Below are 16,952 nucleotides of genomic sequence, written 5' to 3' on the forward strand. Positions count from 1 at the left end.
ATTTTGACTAATAATCTTAACAAAAGTTTACTTTGCCCAGTCCGTCAGGTTAATGTGCAGCCTATTTGCATGAATAAATCCCTGAAACACTGATCCGGAGTAGACATGAGACGTTTGTTGAAATGCCTGGCAATAATTGCCTTCACCAGCGGGGTGTTGACCGCATGCGGCGATAACACCGGCGCATCGGGCGAGCGCCACGCACCCGCTGCGGCCACCGCGCCGCCTGTCGCCAGCAGCGCCGATGCGGCCACCGCGCCGCCTGAGGCGAGCAGCGCCGATACGGCCGGGGTCGGCGTGATCAGCGGCGGCGGCGCCAGCCTGGGCAGCGCTGCCGCCCCGATCGCCAACGCCACCACCATGGGCATGGCCGCCGCCGCCTCGACCACCCAATGGACATTCTGCGCGAACGAAAATAGCCGTTGCGTTTTCAACGGCAACCAGACCGTGCGCTATGGCGCGGGCAACCGCTTCGTCAGCAAGACGCTGGGCTGGGGCGCCTCGTGCAACACCGCCACCTTTGGCGATCCGGCGCCGGGCGTGGCCAAGCATTGCGAAGTGACCAGCACCTGGGAAGCCTGCGGCGTCGAGGGCGGCCAGTGCGCTTTTGGCGATACGCGCACCGTGCGCTATGGTTCCGGCACCAGCTTCATGAGCAAGACGGCGACCGGCGGCGTGGCTTGCAACAGCAATGTGTTTGGCGATCCAACGCCGGGCATCGCCAAACGTTGCGACAAGGCCCAGGTCACGTGGACCTTGTGCGCCACCGAAGGCGGCCGCTGCAATTTCAGCGGCACCAATGCGGTGCTGTTCGGGGCGGAAGGCAAGTATTACACCTACACCAAGACCGATGGTGTCGATTGCAGCGTGGGCGCGATGGCCAACCCGGCCCCCGGCCTGGTGAAAAGCTGCTATATCCCTGGCGCGCCGATTGCCGACGCCACCCCACCGGCGTCTGGCGATCCACGCATCGGCAGCATCCAGCTGGCGCAATCGCAACTGTTCGACAGTAGCGACAGCGCCCTGATCTTGATCAATGCCAAGGCGGTGATGGTCAAGGTCAATGCCCTGAGCAACACGCCAGGCGTAGCCAAGCCGGACGGCAAAGTCCAGGTCAAGGATGCGAATGGCAATGTCCTGCGCGAAATCGCCTTGAACAAGCCCGCCGGTGCGCTTCCCTCCAGCGTGCCGCTCGTGCCCGATGCGAACACCTCGTACATCGCGGTGGTGCCGTCCGACCTGGTGCGCCCCGGCCTGCGCCTGAACGTGGTCCTGGCGAATGGCCAGAGCAAGACCATCAATCCGCGCGTTGGCGGCGGCATCCCGATGGAGCTGGTCACGATTCCGGTCCAGATCGGCACTTCGGTCGGCCGTGTGGTCAGCAATCTGCGCGACTTCGTGCAGGATCGCATTCCAGTCTCGACCGTGAACCAGCGCGCCCGCGCCACGTACGTGTCGTCGCGCGTGACGCGCATGCCCGTCAATGAAACCGAATGGAGAGATGCGTTCGGTAAAATCCTGGGCGAAATCGCCGACTTGCACCGCCTGGAAAACGGCAACGATCGCCAGCATTACTTCGGCATCATTCCGAAAGCGACCTACGGCCTGGCCGGCCTGGCCTATGTGCCGGGCACCAGTGGCGTTGCTGCCGATATTCCGTCGATGAATGAAGACGGCTTGCGCGGTATCGTGGTCCATGAACTGGGCCACAACTACCGTCTGAACCACGCCGCCTGCGGCGGTGCCGGCTCGCCGGATCCGAAGTATCCCTACCCGAACGCGCAGCTGGGCACGGGCACCCACTACACCTGGGGCTATCTGTTCAGCAGGGCTGCCTTCTTTGATCCGCGCAGCACGAATATCCATGACATCATGAGTTATTGCGGCGGCAGCACCTTCTCGGATTACAACACCCACCTGATGCAGGCCTTCCTGACCCCGGCCGATGCGATCATGGCGTCGACGGCGAGCGCTGCGGCGCAGGATCTGATCCTGGTCAGCGGCCAGATCAGCGGCGACAAGGCAACGCTCTCGCCACTGAAATCGTTCACCGGCCGCGCCAAGCTGCAGGCCAAGGGCGAGTACACCTTGCATATCGTGACGGCCAAAGGCGCGCTCGACTATCCGTTCAGCACGCTGGCGGTCGACCATCCAGAGGACATGAAGTCGCTCAACTTTAGCTTGTCGATTCCGCACCCGGGCCCGATCGTCAGTATTTCCGTGGTCAAGGGCAAGGCGAACCTGATGCAGTCGACCGCCCGTGCGATCCCCGAGGGCAGCGTCCAGCGCGCGGCCGCGGTGCAGGTGCGCGAGCAAGCCGGCAAGGTGCAACTGAGCTGGGATCACGCCAGCTATCCTTACCTGACGGTGACGCTGGTCACCGATGGCAAGCGCACCACCCTGGCGCAGGATCTGCAACATGGCAGCGCGGTCTTGTCGCTGGACGCGCTGCCGGCCGGTGGCGCGTTTGAATTGAGCCTGTCCGATGGCGTCAATACGACGCTGGTCAGGCAGGAGCGCAACAACGCACTGTAACAAGGTGGGGGCCAGCCGGCCCCTGGTAATGGAAAGCGGCCCGCAAGGGCCGTTTTTTTTATGGCGGCGACAAGATCGTCGACTGGCGCGCGCGCACCGGCTTTTGACGGGGCCGCTGTTGCGCTGTTGATGAAACAGCGTCCCGGGCGGCCCCGGCATCAGGATGAGAGGGGTGATCCGGCTGCGAGGATGGTGTATATTCACGCCCGGCGCACAGCGCCTCTTCCCAACAAGAGAGACCACCATGACTACAGCCATTTTCACCATCGTCGCCTATCTGATCGGCTCGATTTCGTTCGCCGTGGTGATGAGCCGCCTGTTCAGCCTGTCGGACCCGCGCACCTACGGTTCCAAGAATCCGGGCGCGACCAACGTGCTGCGCAGCGGCAACAAGGGCGCGGCGATCGCCACCCTGATCGGCGACGGCGCCAAGGGCTGGTTCGCGGTCTGGCTGGCCATCCGCCTGGCGGGCGAGTATGGGGTGGGCACGGCCGGCATCGCGCTGGTGGCCGTTGCCGTGTTCCTGGGGCACCTGTGGCCCGTATTCTTCCGCTTTGTGGGCGGCAAGGGCGTGGCGACCATCCTGGGCGTGCTGCTCGGTATCAATGTCTGGCTGGGCCTGGCGGTGCTCGCGACCTGGCTGGTGGTCGCCTTCACGACGCGCTACTCGTCGCTGGCGGCGCTGGTGGCCGCGATCCTGGCCCCGATTTACTACGGGATGGCATTCGGCATCGATGAACTGTTTTTCGCCGTGGTGGCCATGAGTTCGCTGCTGCTGTTCCGCCACAACCAGAACATTGCCAAGCTGATGGCCGGCAAGGAAAGCAAGATCGGCAGCAAATCGGCGGGCGCCAAAAAATAGGGTGTGCAGGTGCGATCCGCGGCTTGGCGCTAGAATGAAAGGCCCGACCGACAGGAGCACCTGGTGACCAAGCTGAAAATTGATTTTGTATCCGATATCTCCTGCCCCTGGTGCGTGATTGGACTCAAGTCGCTGGAACAGGCGCTGGGCCGCCTGGACGGCGTGGCGAGCGCCGAACTGCACTTCCAGCCCTTCGAGCTCAATCCGAACATGGTTGCCGAAGGCCAGGATATCGGCGAACACCTCACTGAAAAATACGGCGCCACGCCGGAGCAGGGCGCGCAGACACGCGACATGATCCGCGCGCGCGGCGCCGACCTGGGCTTTCGCTTCGACATGGATGCGCGCAGCCGCATCTACAACACCTTCGACGCGCACCGCCTGCTGCACTGGGCCGAGCTGCAAGGGCGCCAGCGCGAACTGAAGATGGCGCTGTTCGAGACTTACTTCACCAAGGGCGAGAGTCCGGGCGACCACGCCGTGCTGGCGCGGGTGGCGGGCGAAGTGGGCCTGGATGCCGCGCAGGCGGCCGAGGTGCTTGCCAGCGGCGCGTATGCCGGCGATGTGCGCGAGCGCGAGCAGTTCTACCAGCAGCAAGGCATCAGTTCGGTGCCGGCCATCATCATCAACGACCGGCACTTGATTTCGGGCGGGCAGCCGCCAGAAGTGTTCGAACAGGCGCTGCGCCAGATTGCGGCCGAATCCACGTCGCAGGAGCATTGAGATGCCGACAGCCAGCTGGAACGGGGCCGTGATCGCCGACGCGCCGATTGACCAGGTGCAGATCGTCGAAAACAATGTGTATTTCCCGATGTCGGCGGTCAGGCAGGATTATTTACAGCCGAGCGCGACCGAGACCAAGTGCCCATGGAAGGGCACGGCGAACTATGTCAGTTTGCTGGTCGATGGCGAAACCAACCGCGACGCGGTGTGGACCTACCGCGCGCCGTTCGATGCTGCCAGGCAGATTGCCGGGTACGTGGCGTTCTGGAAGGGCGTCACCGTTCAGCGTTAAGCGAAAGACTGTCGAAAAGTCGTTTCTGCCACGGCAGGAACGACGATCATTTTTGGTGCGCCGCACAATATCAGTGCCGAAAACCCCCCATCACGGCGCCTCCCGCCCTTAACTTCCCTCTTCCTCACTCTCGTTTCCCGCTGGCACGCCATTTGCTGATGTCCTGGTAACGGCGCACGTCCGCGCCCAGCTTGCCAAACGAGGGAACCATGACGACCGACCGCACCATCCCGACCCGCCGCACCCTGCTCAAGGCCGGCGCCGCCGTCTCGCTGACCGGCCTTGTCAGCGGCGGCGTGTTCGCCGCCGGCTCCGACCAGCCCGAAAAGGAAGAAATCAAGATCGGCTTCATCCCTCTGACCGACTGCGCTTCGGTGGTGATGGCCTCGGTGCTCGGCTTCGACAAGAAATACGGCATCAAGATTGTCCTGAGCAAGGAATCGTCCTGGGCCAGCGTGCGCGACAAGCTGGTCAACGGTGAGCTGGACGCCGCCCACGTGCTCTACGGCCTGCTGTACGGCGTCCAGATGGGCGTGGGCGGCGCCAGGAAGGACATGGCGGTGCTGATGAACCTGAACCACAACGGCCAGGCCATCACCCTCTCCAAAAAAGTGGCCGACAAGGGCGGCGTGGATGGCGCCTCCCTCGCCAAGCTGATGCAGACCGACAAGCGCGAATATTCCTTCGCCCAGACCTTCCCGACCGGCACCCACGCGATGTGGCTGTACTACTGGCTGGCCACCTACGGCATCAACCCGCTCAAGGATGCCAAGGTGATCACCGTGCCGCCGCCGCAGATGGTGGCCAATATGCGCGTCGGCAACATGGATGGTTTTTGCGTGGGCGAGCCGTGGAACCACCGCGCCATCGTCGACGGGGTCGGGGTCACCGCCGCCACCACCCAGGATATCTGGAAAGACCACCCGGAAAAAACCCTGGGCACCACGCTCGACTGGGCCAGGAAATACCCGAACAGCGCGCGCGCCCTGATCGCCGCCGTGCTCGAAGCGAGCAAGTGGATCGACGCCGGCCTGGTCAACAAGACGAAGATGGCAGCCACCATCGCCGACAAGTCCTACGTGAACACCTCGGTCGACGTGATCAACCAGCGCATCCTGGGCCGCTACCAGAACGGCATGGGCAAGACCTGGGACGACCCCAACTACATGAAGTTCTACAACGATGGCACGGTCAACTATCCCTACCTGTCGGACGGCATGTGGTTCCTGACCCAGCACAAGCGCTGGGGCTTGCTCAAGACCGAGCCCGACTACCTGGCCAGCGCCACCAGCGTCAACCAGATCGGGCTGTACACCGAGGCCGCCGCCATGGCCAAGGTGAGCGTGCCGAAGTCGCCGCTGCGCACGGTGAAAATGCTCGACGGAACGGTCTGGGATGGCAAGAATCCCAAGGCCTACGCCGACGCCTTCAAGATCAAAGCCTGAACCGGGAGCCCATGATGAGTGCCGTGCTGGAATCGATGTCGAACACCCCGAGTGGCGCCGCGCTGGCCGCGCCGGTGCCTGAAAAACGCCCGCGCAGCCAGCGCCTGGCCAGCCAGGGCGTGACCTTGAGCAATGGCAAGTCACGCCTGCGCGGCGTGCTCCTGGCAGTGCTGCCGCCGCTGATGGGACTGGGCCTGCTGGTGCTGCTGTGGCAGATTCTATCGGTCAACAACAGCAGCTTTCCCTCGCCCGCCGTGACCTTCGCCGAAGCGCTGCGCATGTTCGCCGATCCCTTCTACCGCAACGGCCCCAACGACCAGGGCATCGGCTGGAACATCCTGGCCTCGCTCAAGCGCGTGGCGCTCGGCTTCGGCCTGGCGGCCGCGGTCGGGATTCCGCTCGGCTTCATGATCGGACGCTTCAATTTTCTGGCGGGCATGTTCAATCCCATCATCAGCCTGCTCAAGCCCGTCTCGCCGCTGGCCTGGCTGCCGATTGGCTTGCTGGTGTTCAAGTCGGCCGATCCAGCCGCGATCTGGTCGATCTTCATCTGCTCGATCTGGCCGATGATCGTCAACACCGCCGCCGGCGTGCGGCGCGTGCCGCAGGACTACATGAACGTGGCGCGCGTGCTGCAACTGTCGGAATGGAAAATTTTCACCAAAATCCTGCTGCCTTCGGTACTGCCCTACATGCTGACCGGCGTGCGCCTGGCCATCGGCACCGCCTGGCTGGTGATCGTCGCCGCTGAAATGCTGACCGGCGGCGTCGGCATCGGCTTCTGGGTGTGGGATGAGTGGAATAACCTGAACGTGCCGCACATCCTGATCGCCATCGTCGTCATCGGCGTGGTCGGGCTGGCGCTCGAACTTGCCCTGATGGCGCTGGCCAAGGCCTTTACCTATGAAGAAGCGGGGAACTGACATGAACAAGAAATTCATTGAAGTGCAGCACGCCGAGATGGTGTTCGAGACGCGCAAGGGACGCTTCCACGCGCTCCACGACATCAACCTGACGGTGGCGCAGGGCGAATTCGTGACCCTGATCGGCCACTCGGGCTGCGGCAAGTCGACCCTGCTCAACCTGCTGGCGGGATTGACCACGGCCACCGATGGCGCCCTGATCTGCGCCGGCCGCGAGATTGCCGGACCGTCGCCCGAGCGCGCGGTCGTGTTCCAGAACCACTCGCTGCTGCCGTGGCTGAGCTGCTTCGAGAATGTGTACCTGGCGGTCGAACGTGTGTTCTCGCACAAGGAATCGGCCAGCCAGCTGCGCGAGCGCGCCAATGCGGCGCTGGCGCTGGTGGGGCTGGGCGCGGCGGCGAGCAAGCGCCCCAACGAGATTTCGGGCGGCATGAAGCAGCGCGTCGGCATTGCGCGCGCGCTGTCGATGGAGCCGAAAGTGTTGCTGATGGACGAACCCTTCGGCGCGCTCGACGCCCTCACGCGCGCGCACTTGCAGGACGAATTGCTGCGCATCGTGGCCCAGACCGGATCGACCGTGGTGATGGTGACCCACGACGTGGACGAGGCGGTGCTGCTGTCCGACCGCATCGTGATGATGAGCAACGGGCCGGCGGCGACCATCGGCGACATCGTGCAAGTGCGGCTGGCGCGCCCGCGCGAGCGGGTGGCGCTGGCGCACGACGCGCTGTACATGGAGTACCGCACGCGGGTGCTGGAGTTCCTGTATCACCGCCAGTCCAGGCCGCAGGCGGCCTGAGCAAGCTGCGCCAGGGCTCAGGCAATATCAAGCACGATCGGCTGATGGTCGGAGGCTGCCGTTTCCGACTGCACTTCCACCTCGGTCACGCGCGCGGCCAGATCGTCGGTGACGAAAAAATAGTCGAAGCAATCAGCCCGCTCCGGCCACTTGAAGCCGTGCAAACCGGCGCTCGGCGCGCGCGCGATTTCCGGATGGCGCAAGCGCCAGGCGTCGACCAGCGGCAGCGCGATGCTGTCGTCCGGCGCGATCAATTCCTGGTAATCGGGCGAGTCGGGCGTGAAATTGAAGTCGCCGCAATAGATCGCCGAGCCGGGCCGGTATCCGAGCTGGTATGGCGGGTCCATGGTCGGGTCCGGTTGAAAGATGCGCGCCCGTTCGCAGGCTTCCCAATGCAAATACTTGATATGCCGGACCTGCGCCATGCGCTGCACCGGCGAGTAGTATTCCAGGTGCGTGGTCAGCACGCGCACCCGGCCGCCGGGCGCATCGACGACCGCCTCGATCAGGCCGCGCGGCATGCCGGCCGGACTGCCCGGATCGGGCGGCCACGGCAGCAGGTAGCGGTGCACCTGGTTGATTCTATATTTGGAGAGCAACATATTGCCGAACTGGCGCGGCAGATTGTTTTGGTAGATTTCGCTGGTCGGTTCGATCACCGGCTGGTAGCCGCCAAAGGCTCCCGCCAGCTGGCGGAACTGGTTGGCGTTGGCATTGCCTTCAAGCTCGGCATGATTTGACGCAACTTCCTGCAGGCAAATCACATCGGGATTTAATTTGCGCAACACATCGATGATGGCATGGATGCGGATCCTGCCATCCTTGCCGCAACCCCAGTGAATATTCCAGCTAACAACACGCATACAGCACCTCCGGAAAAACAGAACCGGGCGAGTTTGCCATTCTTTGGAAAAATACGGTACACGGTAGGATCGTGACCGGCGCCGCAAGTTCAGTGCATGGGTTTTTTCAGACCACCTTGATCTCGTCGAGCGGCCAGCGCGGGCGCACGTTGAAGCTGTAGTCGCGCGTCGCCGCAGCGGGATTGATTTGCAGGCGCATGGCGCCGGCAAAAGCGATCATGGCGCCGTTATCGGTGCAGAATTCCAGCTCCGGATAAAACACGCGGAATTTTTTGGCGGAAGCGGCCGCGTTGAGCGAGGCGCGCAGCTGGGCGTTGGCGCCCACGCCGCCGGCGATCACCAGGCGCTTCAAGCCGGTGTGGCGCAGCGCGCTGATGCACTTGGCGGTCAGCACATCGACGATGGCATCGACAAAGCCGCGCGCGATGTTGGCCTTGTCCTGTTCGCAGATATTGGCGATGATTTTTTCCTCGTGGTTCTTCACCACCGTCAGCACGGCCGTTTTCAGGCCCGAGAAGCTGAAGTTGAAGTCCTTCGAGTGCAGCATGGGACGCGGCAGCTTGTAGGCCAGCGGATCGCCGAATTCGGCCAGGCGCGAAATCGCCGGGCCGCCGGGGTAGCCCAGGCCGAGCAGCTTGGCCGATTTGTCGAAGGCTTCGCCGGCCGCGTCGTCCAGTGTTTCGCCGAGCAGGGTGTACTGGCCGACGCCATCGACCCGCATCAGCTGCGTGTGGCCGCCCGAGACCAGCAGCGCGATGAACGGGAACTGCGGCGGATCGCTCGCCAGCAGGGGCGAGAGCAGATGGCCTTCGAGGTGGTGCACGCCGAGCACCGGCTTGTCGAGCGCCAGCGCGAGGCTGCAAGCGATCGAGGAGCCGACCAGCAGCGCCCCGGCCAGGCCCGGACCCTGGGTGTAGGCGATGGCGTCGATATCGGCCATGGCCACGCTGGCGCGGGACAGGGTTTCTTCGAGCAGGGGGATGGCGCGCCGGATATGGTCGCGCGAAGCCAGTTCGGGCACCACGCCGCCGTACTCCTCGTGCATGGCGACCTGCGAATGCAGGGCGTGGGAGAGCAAGCCGCGTTGCGTGTCGTACAACGCAAGGCCGGTTTCATCGCAGGAGGATTCGACGCCGAGAACAATCATGGGAGGTGCGCAAGATAAGAAGGAATGCGCCATTGTAAAGCACCACTGCGTCGTTCCCGCGCCAAGGCGGCACTCGGCGGGAACCCAAGTTTGTCGATAAGCCGTTAGCTGCGCTACGAACTTGGGTTGCCGTGGGGGCGCCTAGCCCTGCGCGGGAACGACGTCGGGTGAGGCTTACGGACGCTGCAACAGCTCCGCGTGCGCGGCACGCAGCATGGTCTCGGTCGCATCCCAATCGATGCAGCCATCGGTCACCGAGCAGCCATACTTCAGCTGCGACAGATCGGCCGGAATCTTCTGGTTGCCGCCGACGATATTCGACTCGATCATCACACCGACCAGCGACTTGTTCCCGTGACGGATCTGCTGCACCACGTCCGACATTACCAGCGGCTGCAACTCAGGCTTCTTGTAGCTGTTCGCATGCGAGCAGTCGACCACCAGGTTGGCCGGCAGCTTGGCCTTTTCCAGCGCCTGCTCCGCGATCGCGATCGACACCGAATCGTAATTCGGACGTCCGTCGCCGCCGCGCAGCACCACGTGGCCGTACGCGTTGCCGCTGGTGCGCACGATCGATACCGTGCCCTGGCCGTTGATGCCCAAAAACGAGTGCGGATGCGCCGACGACAAAATGGCGTTGATCGCGATGCTGATATCGCCATCGGTACCGTTCTTGAAGCCGACCGGCGTCGACAAGCCCGACGACATCTCGCGGTGCGTCTGCGATTCGGTGGTGCGCGCGCCGATCGCGGTCCAGGCGATCAAATCGCCCAGGTACTGCGGCGAGATCGGGTCGAGCGCTTCGGTGGCGGTGGGCAGGCCCAGTTCGCACACGTCGAGCAGGAAGCGGCGCGCTTTTTCCATGCCTTCGTCGACGCGGAAGGAATCGTCCATGTGCGGATCGTTGATATAGCCCTTCCAGCCGGTCGTGGTGCGCGGTTTTTCGAAATACACGCGCATCACCAGCAGCATGGTGTCGGCCACGTCGGCTTGCAGCGCCTTGAGGCGGCGCGCATAGTCGATGCCGGCCACCGGATCGTGGATCGAGCACGGACCGACGACGACGAACAGGCGCTTGTCCTTGCGGTCGATGATGTCGCGCAGCGCGGCGCGGCCCTGCATGACCGTGGCAAACGCGCTGTCGCTCAGGGGAAGGCGCTTGTGCAGCTCTTCCGGGGTCGGCATGGTCGCGAACGACGTGACGTTGGTATTTTCGATGTCTGGGGTAGTAATCATGAAGGCTGCTTTTTCTCGTGTTTTTCGGCGTGGATAGGGGAGTTTAGCCCGAATCGGCCCTTCTTGCACCGCTTGCATCAAAAACCCCGCCGCCTGGGCGCCGGCCGCCATTGACCGTGTCATCACCTGGTCATGCCGTTCCTTTAAGCTTGCCGGCTTCTCAACTCCCTACAACGAGCTGTCATGACCCAACCGAATTCACGCCGCAAGTTCCTTCGCAAGCTCTCGCTCGGGACCGTCGCGGCGTCCGGCGCCGCACTGGCCGGCTGCGGCGGCAGCGATGGCGGCGACATCGATGTCCGCTTCGCGCACGGCGTGGCCAGTGGCGATCCGATGAGCGACCGCGTGATCCTGTGGACCCGCATCAGCACCGCTGCCAGCGGCGACATCGAGGTCAAATGGGAACTCTCCGAAGACAGCAACTTCGCCGTCATCGCCGCCACCGGCACCACCCCCACCGGCCCGGCGCGCGACTACACCGTCAAGGTCGATGCGACCGGCCTGGCCGCCAACCGCGCCTATTACTACCGCTTCGTCGCGTACGGCGCCGCCTCGCCGGTCGGCCGCACCAAGACCCTCGGCACGGGCAACCTGGCGCAGGTCAGGCTGGCGGTGTTCAGCTGCACCAACTACCCGGCCGGCTACTTCCATGTCTACGCCGAAGCGGCAAAGCTGAACGATATCGACGCCGCCATCCACCTGGGCGACTACATCTACGAATACGCCAAGGACGGTTACGCCGCCAAGGACGCCGAGGCGATGGGCCGCGTGTCGGTGCCGGCCAACGAGATCATCACCCTGAGCGACTACCGGCGCCGCTACGCCCAGTACCGCGCCGACAAGGACTTGCAGGCGATCCACGCGCGCATGCCCTTCATCACCGTGTGGGACGATCACGAACTGGCCAACGACACCTGGCGCGAAGGCGCGGAGAATCACGACCCGGCCACCGAAGGCCTGTTCCTGGCGCGCCGCCAGATGGCGATCCAGGCCTACAACGAATGGATGCCGATCCGCCTGCCGGACGCCGGCAAGCCTGAGCGCATCTACCGCTCCTTCGACTTCGGCAACCTGCTGTCGCTGCACATGCTCGACACGCGCATTATCGGCCGCGACAAGCAGCTTGGCTACGCCAGCTATGTCGGCGCCGGCGGCGCTTTTAATGGCGCCAGCTTCGCTGCCGCCGTGGGCGATCCGGCGCGCCAGCTGATGGGTGCCGATCAAACCACCTGGCTCAAAGGCCAGATGGGAAAATCGAGCGCCACCTGGCAGATGCTGGGCCAGCAGGTGCTGATGGCGCGCATGAACCTGCCGGCGCCGCTGGTGCTGGGCGCGATCGGCTTCGGCGCCTACGTCGCCCTGCTGGCAAAGGCAAAGAGCGCGCCAGCGACGTTGACGGCAGCCGAGCAGCAGATCCTGGCCCAGCCATCGGTGCCATACAACCTCGATGCGTGGGATGGCTACCAGGCCGCGCGTGAAACCGTACTGGCCACGGCCAGGGCACTGAACAAGAACCTGGTGGTGCTGGCCGGCGACACGCACAACGCCTGGGCCAGCGACCTGGCCGACATGAACGGGCAGGCGGTCGGGGTGGAGTTCGGGGTGTCGTCGGTGACCTCGCCGGGCTTTGAAGATATCTTCAAGAATGAAGATCCGGCGCTGGTGGCGGCCGGCCTGGAACAGATCATCGGGCCGCTGGTGTATGCGGAAACGAAGTCGCGCGGCTTCATGGTGGTGACGGTAACGCCAACCGAAACGCGCGCCGAGTACCGCTATGTGAGCACGGTCAAGTCGACCAGCTACGCGGCCGTTGCCGGCAAGGTCCTCAAGACGCTGCCTGGCGCCGCCAACCGCAAGCTGATCGCGGTGTAAAAAAAGGGGACGGGGCGCACGGTGGAATGCGGCGCCGTCCCCAAAACCACGCACTTACCCCTTACACGGGCAGCACTTTCATATCGAAAGCGCGCTCGAACAGCCAGACGGCGGCGACCAGGGCGATGACCACCGAGCCGGTGCTCATCAACTGACCGTAAAACCAGGTGCGGCGCGTCAGGAACGCCAGCGGCAGGAATACCGCCACGATGGCCAGCTGCCCCAGTTCCACGCCCACGTTAAAGCCCGCGAGGCTCAACGCCAGCGCGCTTTGCGGCAGGCCCAGGTCGGCCAGTACGCCGGCAAAGCCGAAACCGTGAATCAGCCCGAACACGAAGGCCGCCAGCGGCCGGCGTCCGCGAAACAGCGGGATGACGTTATTCACCGCCGCCAGCAGCACCGAGGCCGCAATTGCCGATTCCACCCAGCGCGACGGCAGCGACAGCACCTGCAGGCTGGCCAGGGTCAAGGTCAGCGAGTGCGCCAGCGTGAACGCGGTCACCACCTTGAGTACATCGGTAAAGGCCGCCCTGAGCGGCTGCTCCTGTTGCATTGCGATTGGCGCCAGCACCGCCGGCAGCAGCAGCGAGAGCAGGAACAGAATGTGGTCGAAGCCGATCCAGATATGCCACACGCCGTGTTGGACGTAGCCGGCGAACTGGACGAACTTGCCGGGCGCGCGCAGCAGCAGATCCTGGCGCGCCGCGTCGGGGCTGAAAATGGCGGTCGAGGTCACGCCTTCGTGCTCCAGCTTGACCAGTCCCTTGTGCTGCGGATCGAGGTCGGCGAACAGGCGGTAGCCGACGCCGAGCGCAGTCGCGGCGGCGCGGCAGGTGGCGCGAAAGCGCAGCACCGTGTAGGCGCCGTCGGTGTGCTGGTCGATCAGCTGCTCGCCGGCGACGATGGGGCAGGCGGCGCCGCCGCTGGTGAGCGCCAGGCGCGCCAGCGCGTAGTTGGCGATGGCGGCGTGCTGGCTGCGGATTTCATCCCAGGTCAGGTCGCCGTCACCGTCCTGGTCGAGGTCCAGGGCAAAATCGAGGTCGCGCAGGGCGATGTCCCACTGGCCGTCGACCTGCTGGCCGGCCACCCTGATGGTCAGGTAGCTGTCGCTCGGCTTGTGTGCGCGCGCCGGAGCGGCGACCAGGGCCAGCGCCAGCATCAGCAGGCCAATGAAGTAGCGGCCCATCATGCGCCCGCCTTGATTTGCCTGACCAGGCGCGCCACGGCCACGTCTTCCACCGCGTGTTTGGCCACCCAGTCGATGACCGGTGCGGCGGCGGCCTTGTCGCCGGCTTTGGCGGCCGCTTCCAGCAGCACCCGCATGTCGGCCGATTCCTTCTGCACCGCCCAGTTTTGCTGCGCCAGCGCGAGCGCTGTTTTGGCGTCGCCGCGGATGTGCAGCTCGTAGCGTGCCTGTTCGCGCTGGTGGACGGTGTCGCCGCGCTGCATGGCGGCGTCGAAGCGGGCCTTGAGTTCGGCGTCGGCATTGCGCAGCGCATCGGTGGCCACGCCGCCCTGGCGCAGGGCCAGCGCATGGCGCAGCAGCAGGCCGTCGATGCGGGTGTAGTCCTTGACCAGGACAAGCACCTCCGCTGCGCGCTGCTGCTCCAGCAGGAAGTCGGCGTAGGCGCCGAGCAGGTAGCTGTCGCGCGGCTCCAGGGCCAGCGCGCGCCTGAAACGTGCTTCGGCGGCCTTGGCGTCGCCGCGCCGCTGCGCCATTTCACCGAGCAGTGTCAAGACCCAGACCTGCATCCCGGCGTCGGCTTCCTGGTTGCGGCGCAGGGTGAGGTCGAGCAGGGCTTCGCTCCTGGCCGAGCGTCCGGTCATGGTGCCGACGTTGGCCACGCAGGTAATCGTCGCCAGTTCGGTCGACAGCGACGACAGGCGGGCGCAGCTCGCGGTGGCCGCCTGGTACTCGCCGCGCACGGTCTGCACGATGGCGCGCGTGAGCCAGGCTTGCGGATTGCTTGAATCGGCGCTGACGATGGCGTCCAGGTCGCGCAAGGCTTCGGCGAAGTGGTGGGTACTTTGCAGCAGCGTGGCACGCAGCAGGCGCACCTGCGGCGGGGGCGCCGGCATGGCCCACCATGGCGCCAGCGCGGCCTGTGCGTAGCCGAAATAGCGCGGATCGGTTTCCTGGCGCGCTACCGTGATGTAGCGCTGCGCGGTGCGCGTGGCCAGGGCCATGTCGCCGGGACGGGCGGCCAGTTGCGCGCGCAGTGCGGCCAGTTCGCGTTGAAGAGGGTCGGCGCGGCGCGGCAGGCGCTCGACGACGGTGCCGCCGCTGGCGGGAATATAGGGTGCTGCCTGACTGGCCGGCACAGCGAGCGCGTACAGCAGCAGCGCGGGAACGGCAATGCGAGCGAATCGTTTCGGCATGATGTGTTCCCGGTGCGTGAGAAGAGTTTGGGTACGACAGCGGCCGGGACGCAAGCCTCCCGGCCGGATTGGTGCTTACAGCGCCGACGGTTCCGTGTCTTCCGGCGCGGTGCTGGCGATGGCGTCGATGCTGGCCGCGTCGCTATCGTCAGGCATGGCCGCCACGGTGGTCTTCACCGAGTTGTAGAAGGCATCGGCGAGCGGGCCCGCTGGTGGCGGCGGCGGTGGCGTCGGTACTTCCGGCGGGGACGAGGTGCGGGTATCGCTGCCGCATGCCGTCAGCAGCAGCAAGGCACAGATCAAGCTCAGTTTTTTCATGGTGCTCTCCGGTTCATGTGATTGCGGTGGCCATTACTTCTGGGGCGAACCCGGGATCGGCGATTTCAGGTATGGGAAGCTGGCGTTGACCATGGTCTCGTCCAGATACGCGCCGTCGGTGAAGCGCAGGGCACCGGCCGGTGCATCAGCCGGTGCGCAGCCGATGTTGAGGGTGCACAGCTTGCCCATGACGACGCGCAGCGCGACGTCGACCACGTCGTCGCCCGGACGGCGGCCGTTCGGAAAGCCCGCGTTGTCGCCTTCGATCACGCCGAGGCGCTTTTGCATGCCCGGTGCGGTCGGGGCGATCGAGGTGTTCAGGCGCAGCATTTCCGAGGCGGTGACGGTCTTCGGCTGGTTCACGCCCTTGATCCCGGTCAGGAAGGCGGCCACCAGGTCGTTGCGCGGGAAGTTGGTCGGGGCCTTGGCGCCGGCGCTGCCGTACAGGATTTCGACCAGCGCGGGCAGGGTCGGATTGGTCACGTAGTCGGCGAACTGGCCGTCGGCCGATGGCTTGCTGTGGTTGAAGCGGTCCTTGTCTTTCAGGCCGATGACGACTTCGTTCACCAGCGGCATGCCCAGGCGCGAGACCTGGACCCAGGCGCCGCCTTCTTTCGAGACGTCGGCGTCGGACTTCGGCGTCGGGTTGATCAGGCGGCCCTGGCGCAGGCTGGCCGTGGTCCAGCCGCCGATGACCGGGTCGCCCGCAGTGGCGCTGAGCAGGCAGGAGGTCGGCACTTCCATGCTCAGGGTGGTCACGTTCTTGTCGGCCAGGTCGTCCTTCGCGCCTTTTTCGGCGTTGGCGCTGAACTCGACGGCCGGCGCCTTGATGTTAATCAGGTCGAAGGTTTCGCCGAGGTTGACGACGAAGGGATCCTTGCGCTGGCCGACGAACAGTCTGGCCGGGGCTGCGCAGCCGGGAATGGTGACCTTGTACAGGTGGCGGGCGGCGTAGGCGTCGTAGTTCGGGATCGACTTGTTGCCGATGTTGTCCAAGGGCTTGTCGAAGGCGGTGTGGCCGGTGTCGGCATTGGCGACGATGGCGCGGGTGCCGCTGCGGCGGTCGCCGCGGACCACGGTGACGGTGAAGGTTTCGCGCACATTGGCGCCGGCGGCGTTGGTGTCGGCGATCGGGCCGCCGTTGATCACGAGGGGAATCGAGACTTTTTTACCGCCCACGGTCAGCTGCGTATCCTTATTGGTATTCTTGAAGCGGAACTGGAAGGTGATGTCTTCCTTGGCGTCGCCATTGTTATCGACATGGATTTCGTAGAGTGCGTCCGGGTCCATCATGAAGTAGTTCGGGCCGCCGTAGGCATCCTGCAGCGGCACATAGTTGGCGATCAGCGTTGTAAAATCGCTGCGGCCGGCCTGGTAACTGCGGAACATGTAGAAGTCGGTGGCATCGATCTTCGGATTGCGCGTGATGAACGGCGCTTCGCGGTGGCTCGATGCGAATGCCGACGGCACGAATGCGCAGGCCAGCAGCTTGCCTGCCAATACCGCGCCGATGGTTGCCCGTAGTCTCGTCTGGTTCATGTTGCTCTCCTCGTTATAG

The 16,952-nt window shown here is 64.7% G+C and carries 15 protein-coding genes; 8 read left to right on the forward strand and 7 right to left on the reverse strand.

Annotated elements, in window-relative coordinates; all coding sequences use genetic code 11:
* Positions 1–105 precede the first annotated feature (105 nt).
* The 7 genes from PO883_RS23150 (at position 106) to PO883_RS23180 (ending at position 7,579) form a co-directional block, all read left to right on the forward strand.
* Complete coding sequence (locus PO883_RS23150) at positions 106–2,535, forward strand: M66 family metalloprotease (protein ID WP_289311842.1); 2,430 nt, start codon at positions 106–108, stop codon at positions 2,533–2,535.
* 244 nt (positions 2,536–2,779) lie between these two features.
* Positions 2,780–3,397 (forward strand): glycerol-3-phosphate 1-O-acyltransferase PlsY, encoded by a 618-nt coding sequence (gene plsY / locus PO883_RS23155; RefSeq protein ID WP_167087079.1) that lies wholly within the window; start codon positions 2,780–2,782, stop codon positions 3,395–3,397.
* A gap of 60 nt (positions 3,398–3,457) precedes the next feature.
* Positions 3,458–4,120 (forward strand): DsbA family oxidoreductase, encoded by a 663-nt coding sequence (locus PO883_RS23160; protein WP_289311871.1) that lies wholly within the window; start codon positions 3,458–3,460, stop codon positions 4,118–4,120.
* A 1-nt stretch (position 4,121) separates the two neighbouring features.
* The gene (locus PO883_RS23165; protein ID WP_289311843.1) at positions 4,122–4,412 is read left to right on the forward strand and encodes a DUF427 domain-containing protein; all 291 of its coding nucleotides are present in this window, start codon (positions 4,122–4,124) and stop codon (positions 4,410–4,412) included.
* Positions 4,413–4,621: 209 nt separating this feature from the next.
* A complete protein-coding gene (locus PO883_RS23170; RefSeq protein ID WP_289311844.1) occupies positions 4,622–5,857 on the forward strand; it encodes a CmpA/NrtA family ABC transporter substrate-binding protein in 1,236 nt (411 codons plus the stop codon).
* A gap of 14 nt (positions 5,858–5,871) precedes the next feature.
* On the forward strand, positions 5,872–6,780 hold the full coding sequence (gene ntrB / locus PO883_RS23175; protein WP_289311872.1) for a nitrate ABC transporter permease: 909 nt from the start codon (positions 5,872–5,874) through the stop codon (positions 6,778–6,780).
* Position 6,781: 1 nt separating this feature from the next.
* Positions 6,782–7,579, forward strand: coding sequence for an ABC transporter ATP-binding protein (locus tag PO883_RS23180; RefSeq protein ID WP_289311845.1), 798 nt, complete (start codon positions 6,782–6,784; stop codon positions 7,577–7,579).
* 17 nt (positions 7,580–7,596) lie between these two features.
* On the opposite strand, the gene PO883_RS23185 is transcribed toward PO883_RS23180, so the two are convergent.
* From PO883_RS23185 to PO883_RS23195, 3 genes are all read right to left on the reverse strand, one after another.
* Positions 7,597–8,442: an endonuclease/exonuclease/phosphatase family protein gene (locus PO883_RS23185; RefSeq protein ID WP_289311846.1), complete on the reverse strand. Its 846-nt coding sequence runs from the start codon at positions 8,440–8,442 to the stop codon at positions 7,597–7,599.
* A gap of 106 nt (positions 8,443–8,548) precedes the next feature.
* Positions 8,549–9,589, reverse strand: coding sequence for a tRNA (adenosine(37)-N6)-threonylcarbamoyltransferase complex transferase subunit TsaD (gene tsaD / locus PO883_RS23190; protein ID WP_289311847.1), 1,041 nt, complete (start codon positions 9,587–9,589; stop codon positions 8,549–8,551).
* A gap of 174 nt (positions 9,590–9,763) precedes the next feature.
* Positions 9,764–10,822 (reverse strand): 3-deoxy-7-phosphoheptulonate synthase, encoded by a 1,059-nt coding sequence (locus PO883_RS23195; protein WP_167085901.1) that lies wholly within the window; start codon positions 10,820–10,822, stop codon positions 9,764–9,766.
* 186 nt (positions 10,823–11,008) lie between these two features.
* Here PO883_RS23195 and PO883_RS23200 point away from each other — a divergent pair, with 186 nt between their 5' ends.
* Positions 11,009–12,697, forward strand: a complete 1,689-nt coding sequence (locus PO883_RS23200) for an alkaline phosphatase (protein WP_289311848.1) — start codon at positions 11,009–11,011, stop codon at positions 12,695–12,697.
* Positions 12,698–12,758: 61 nt separating this feature from the next.
* Here the strand turns inward: PO883_RS23200 and PO883_RS23205 are convergent, their stop codons facing one another.
* The 4 genes from PO883_RS23205 to PO883_RS23220 all read right to left on the reverse strand — a co-directional run bounded on the left by PO883_RS23205 (position 12,759) and on the right by PO883_RS23220 (position 16,933).
* Positions 12,759–13,886, reverse strand: coding sequence for a HupE/UreJ family protein (locus tag PO883_RS23205; RefSeq protein ID WP_289311849.1), 1,128 nt, complete (start codon positions 13,884–13,886; stop codon positions 12,759–12,761).
* Positions 13,883–15,076: a tetratricopeptide repeat protein gene (locus PO883_RS23210; protein ID WP_289311850.1), complete on the reverse strand. Its 1,194-nt coding sequence runs from the start codon at positions 15,074–15,076 to the stop codon at positions 13,883–13,885. The genes PO883_RS23205 and PO883_RS23210 overlap by 4 nt, the downstream gene beginning before the upstream one ends.
* A 75-nt stretch (positions 15,077–15,151) precedes the next feature.
* Entirely contained in the window at positions 15,152–15,394 is a 243-nt protein-coding gene (locus tag PO883_RS23215; RefSeq protein WP_289311851.1) for a hypothetical protein, read from the reverse strand.
* 33 nt (positions 15,395–15,427) lie between these two features.
* Positions 15,428–16,933, reverse strand: coding sequence for a DUF4331 domain-containing protein (locus PO883_RS23220; protein WP_289311852.1), 1,506 nt, complete (start codon positions 16,931–16,933; stop codon positions 15,428–15,430).
* Positions 16,934–16,952 lie beyond the last annotated feature (19 nt).

This window comes from Massilia sp. DJPM01 (assembly GCF_030348125.1).
GTDB lineage: Bacteria > Pseudomonadota > Gammaproteobacteria > Burkholderiales > Burkholderiaceae_D > Telluria_A > Telluria_A frigida.

Excerpts from the sequence above, each read along its gene's own strand:
- PO883_RS23150 (WP_289311842.1), top strand. The coding sequence starts at position 106 with ATGAGACGTTTGTTGAAATGCCTGGCAATAATTGCCTTCACCAGCGGG.
- plsY (WP_167087079.1), top strand. The coding sequence starts at position 2,780 with ATGACTACAGCCATTTTCACCATCGTCGCCTATCTGATCGGCTCGATT.
- PO883_RS23165 (WP_289311843.1), top strand. The coding sequence starts at position 4,122 with ATGCCGACAGCCAGCTGGAACGGGGCCGTGATCGCCGACGCGCCGATT.
- PO883_RS23170 (WP_289311844.1), top strand. The coding sequence starts at position 4,622 with ATGACGACCGACCGCACCATCCCGACCCGCCGCACCCTGCTCAAGGCC.
- ntrB (WP_289311872.1), top strand. The coding sequence starts at position 5,872 with ATGAGTGCCGTGCTGGAATCGATGTCGAACACCCCGAGTGGCGCCGCG.
- PO883_RS23180 (WP_289311845.1), top strand. The coding sequence starts at position 6,782 with ATGAACAAGAAATTCATTGAAGTGCAGCACGCCGAGATGGTGTTCGAG.
- PO883_RS23185 (WP_289311846.1), bottom strand. The coding sequence starts at position 8,442 with ATGCGTGTTGTTAGCTGGAATATTCACTGGGGTTGCGGCAAGGATGGC.
- tsaD (WP_289311847.1), bottom strand. The coding sequence starts at position 9,589 with ATGATTGTTCTCGGCGTCGAATCCTCCTGCGATGAAACCGGCCTTGCG.
- PO883_RS23200 (WP_289311848.1), top strand. The coding sequence starts at position 11,009 with ATGACCCAACCGAATTCACGCCGCAAGTTCCTTCGCAAGCTCTCGCTC.
- PO883_RS23205 (WP_289311849.1), bottom strand. The coding sequence starts at position 13,886 with ATGATGGGCCGCTACTTCATTGGCCTGCTGATGCTGGCGCTGGCCCTG.
- PO883_RS23210 (WP_289311850.1), bottom strand. The coding sequence starts at position 15,076 with ATGCCGAAACGATTCGCTCGCATTGCCGTTCCCGCGCTGCTGCTGTAC.
- PO883_RS23215 (WP_289311851.1), bottom strand. The coding sequence starts at position 15,394 with ATGAAAAAACTGAGCTTGATCTGTGCCTTGCTGCTGCTGACGGCATGC.
- PO883_RS23220 (WP_289311852.1), bottom strand. The coding sequence starts at position 16,933 with ATGAACCAGACGAGACTACGGGCAACCATCGGCGCGGTATTGGCAGGC.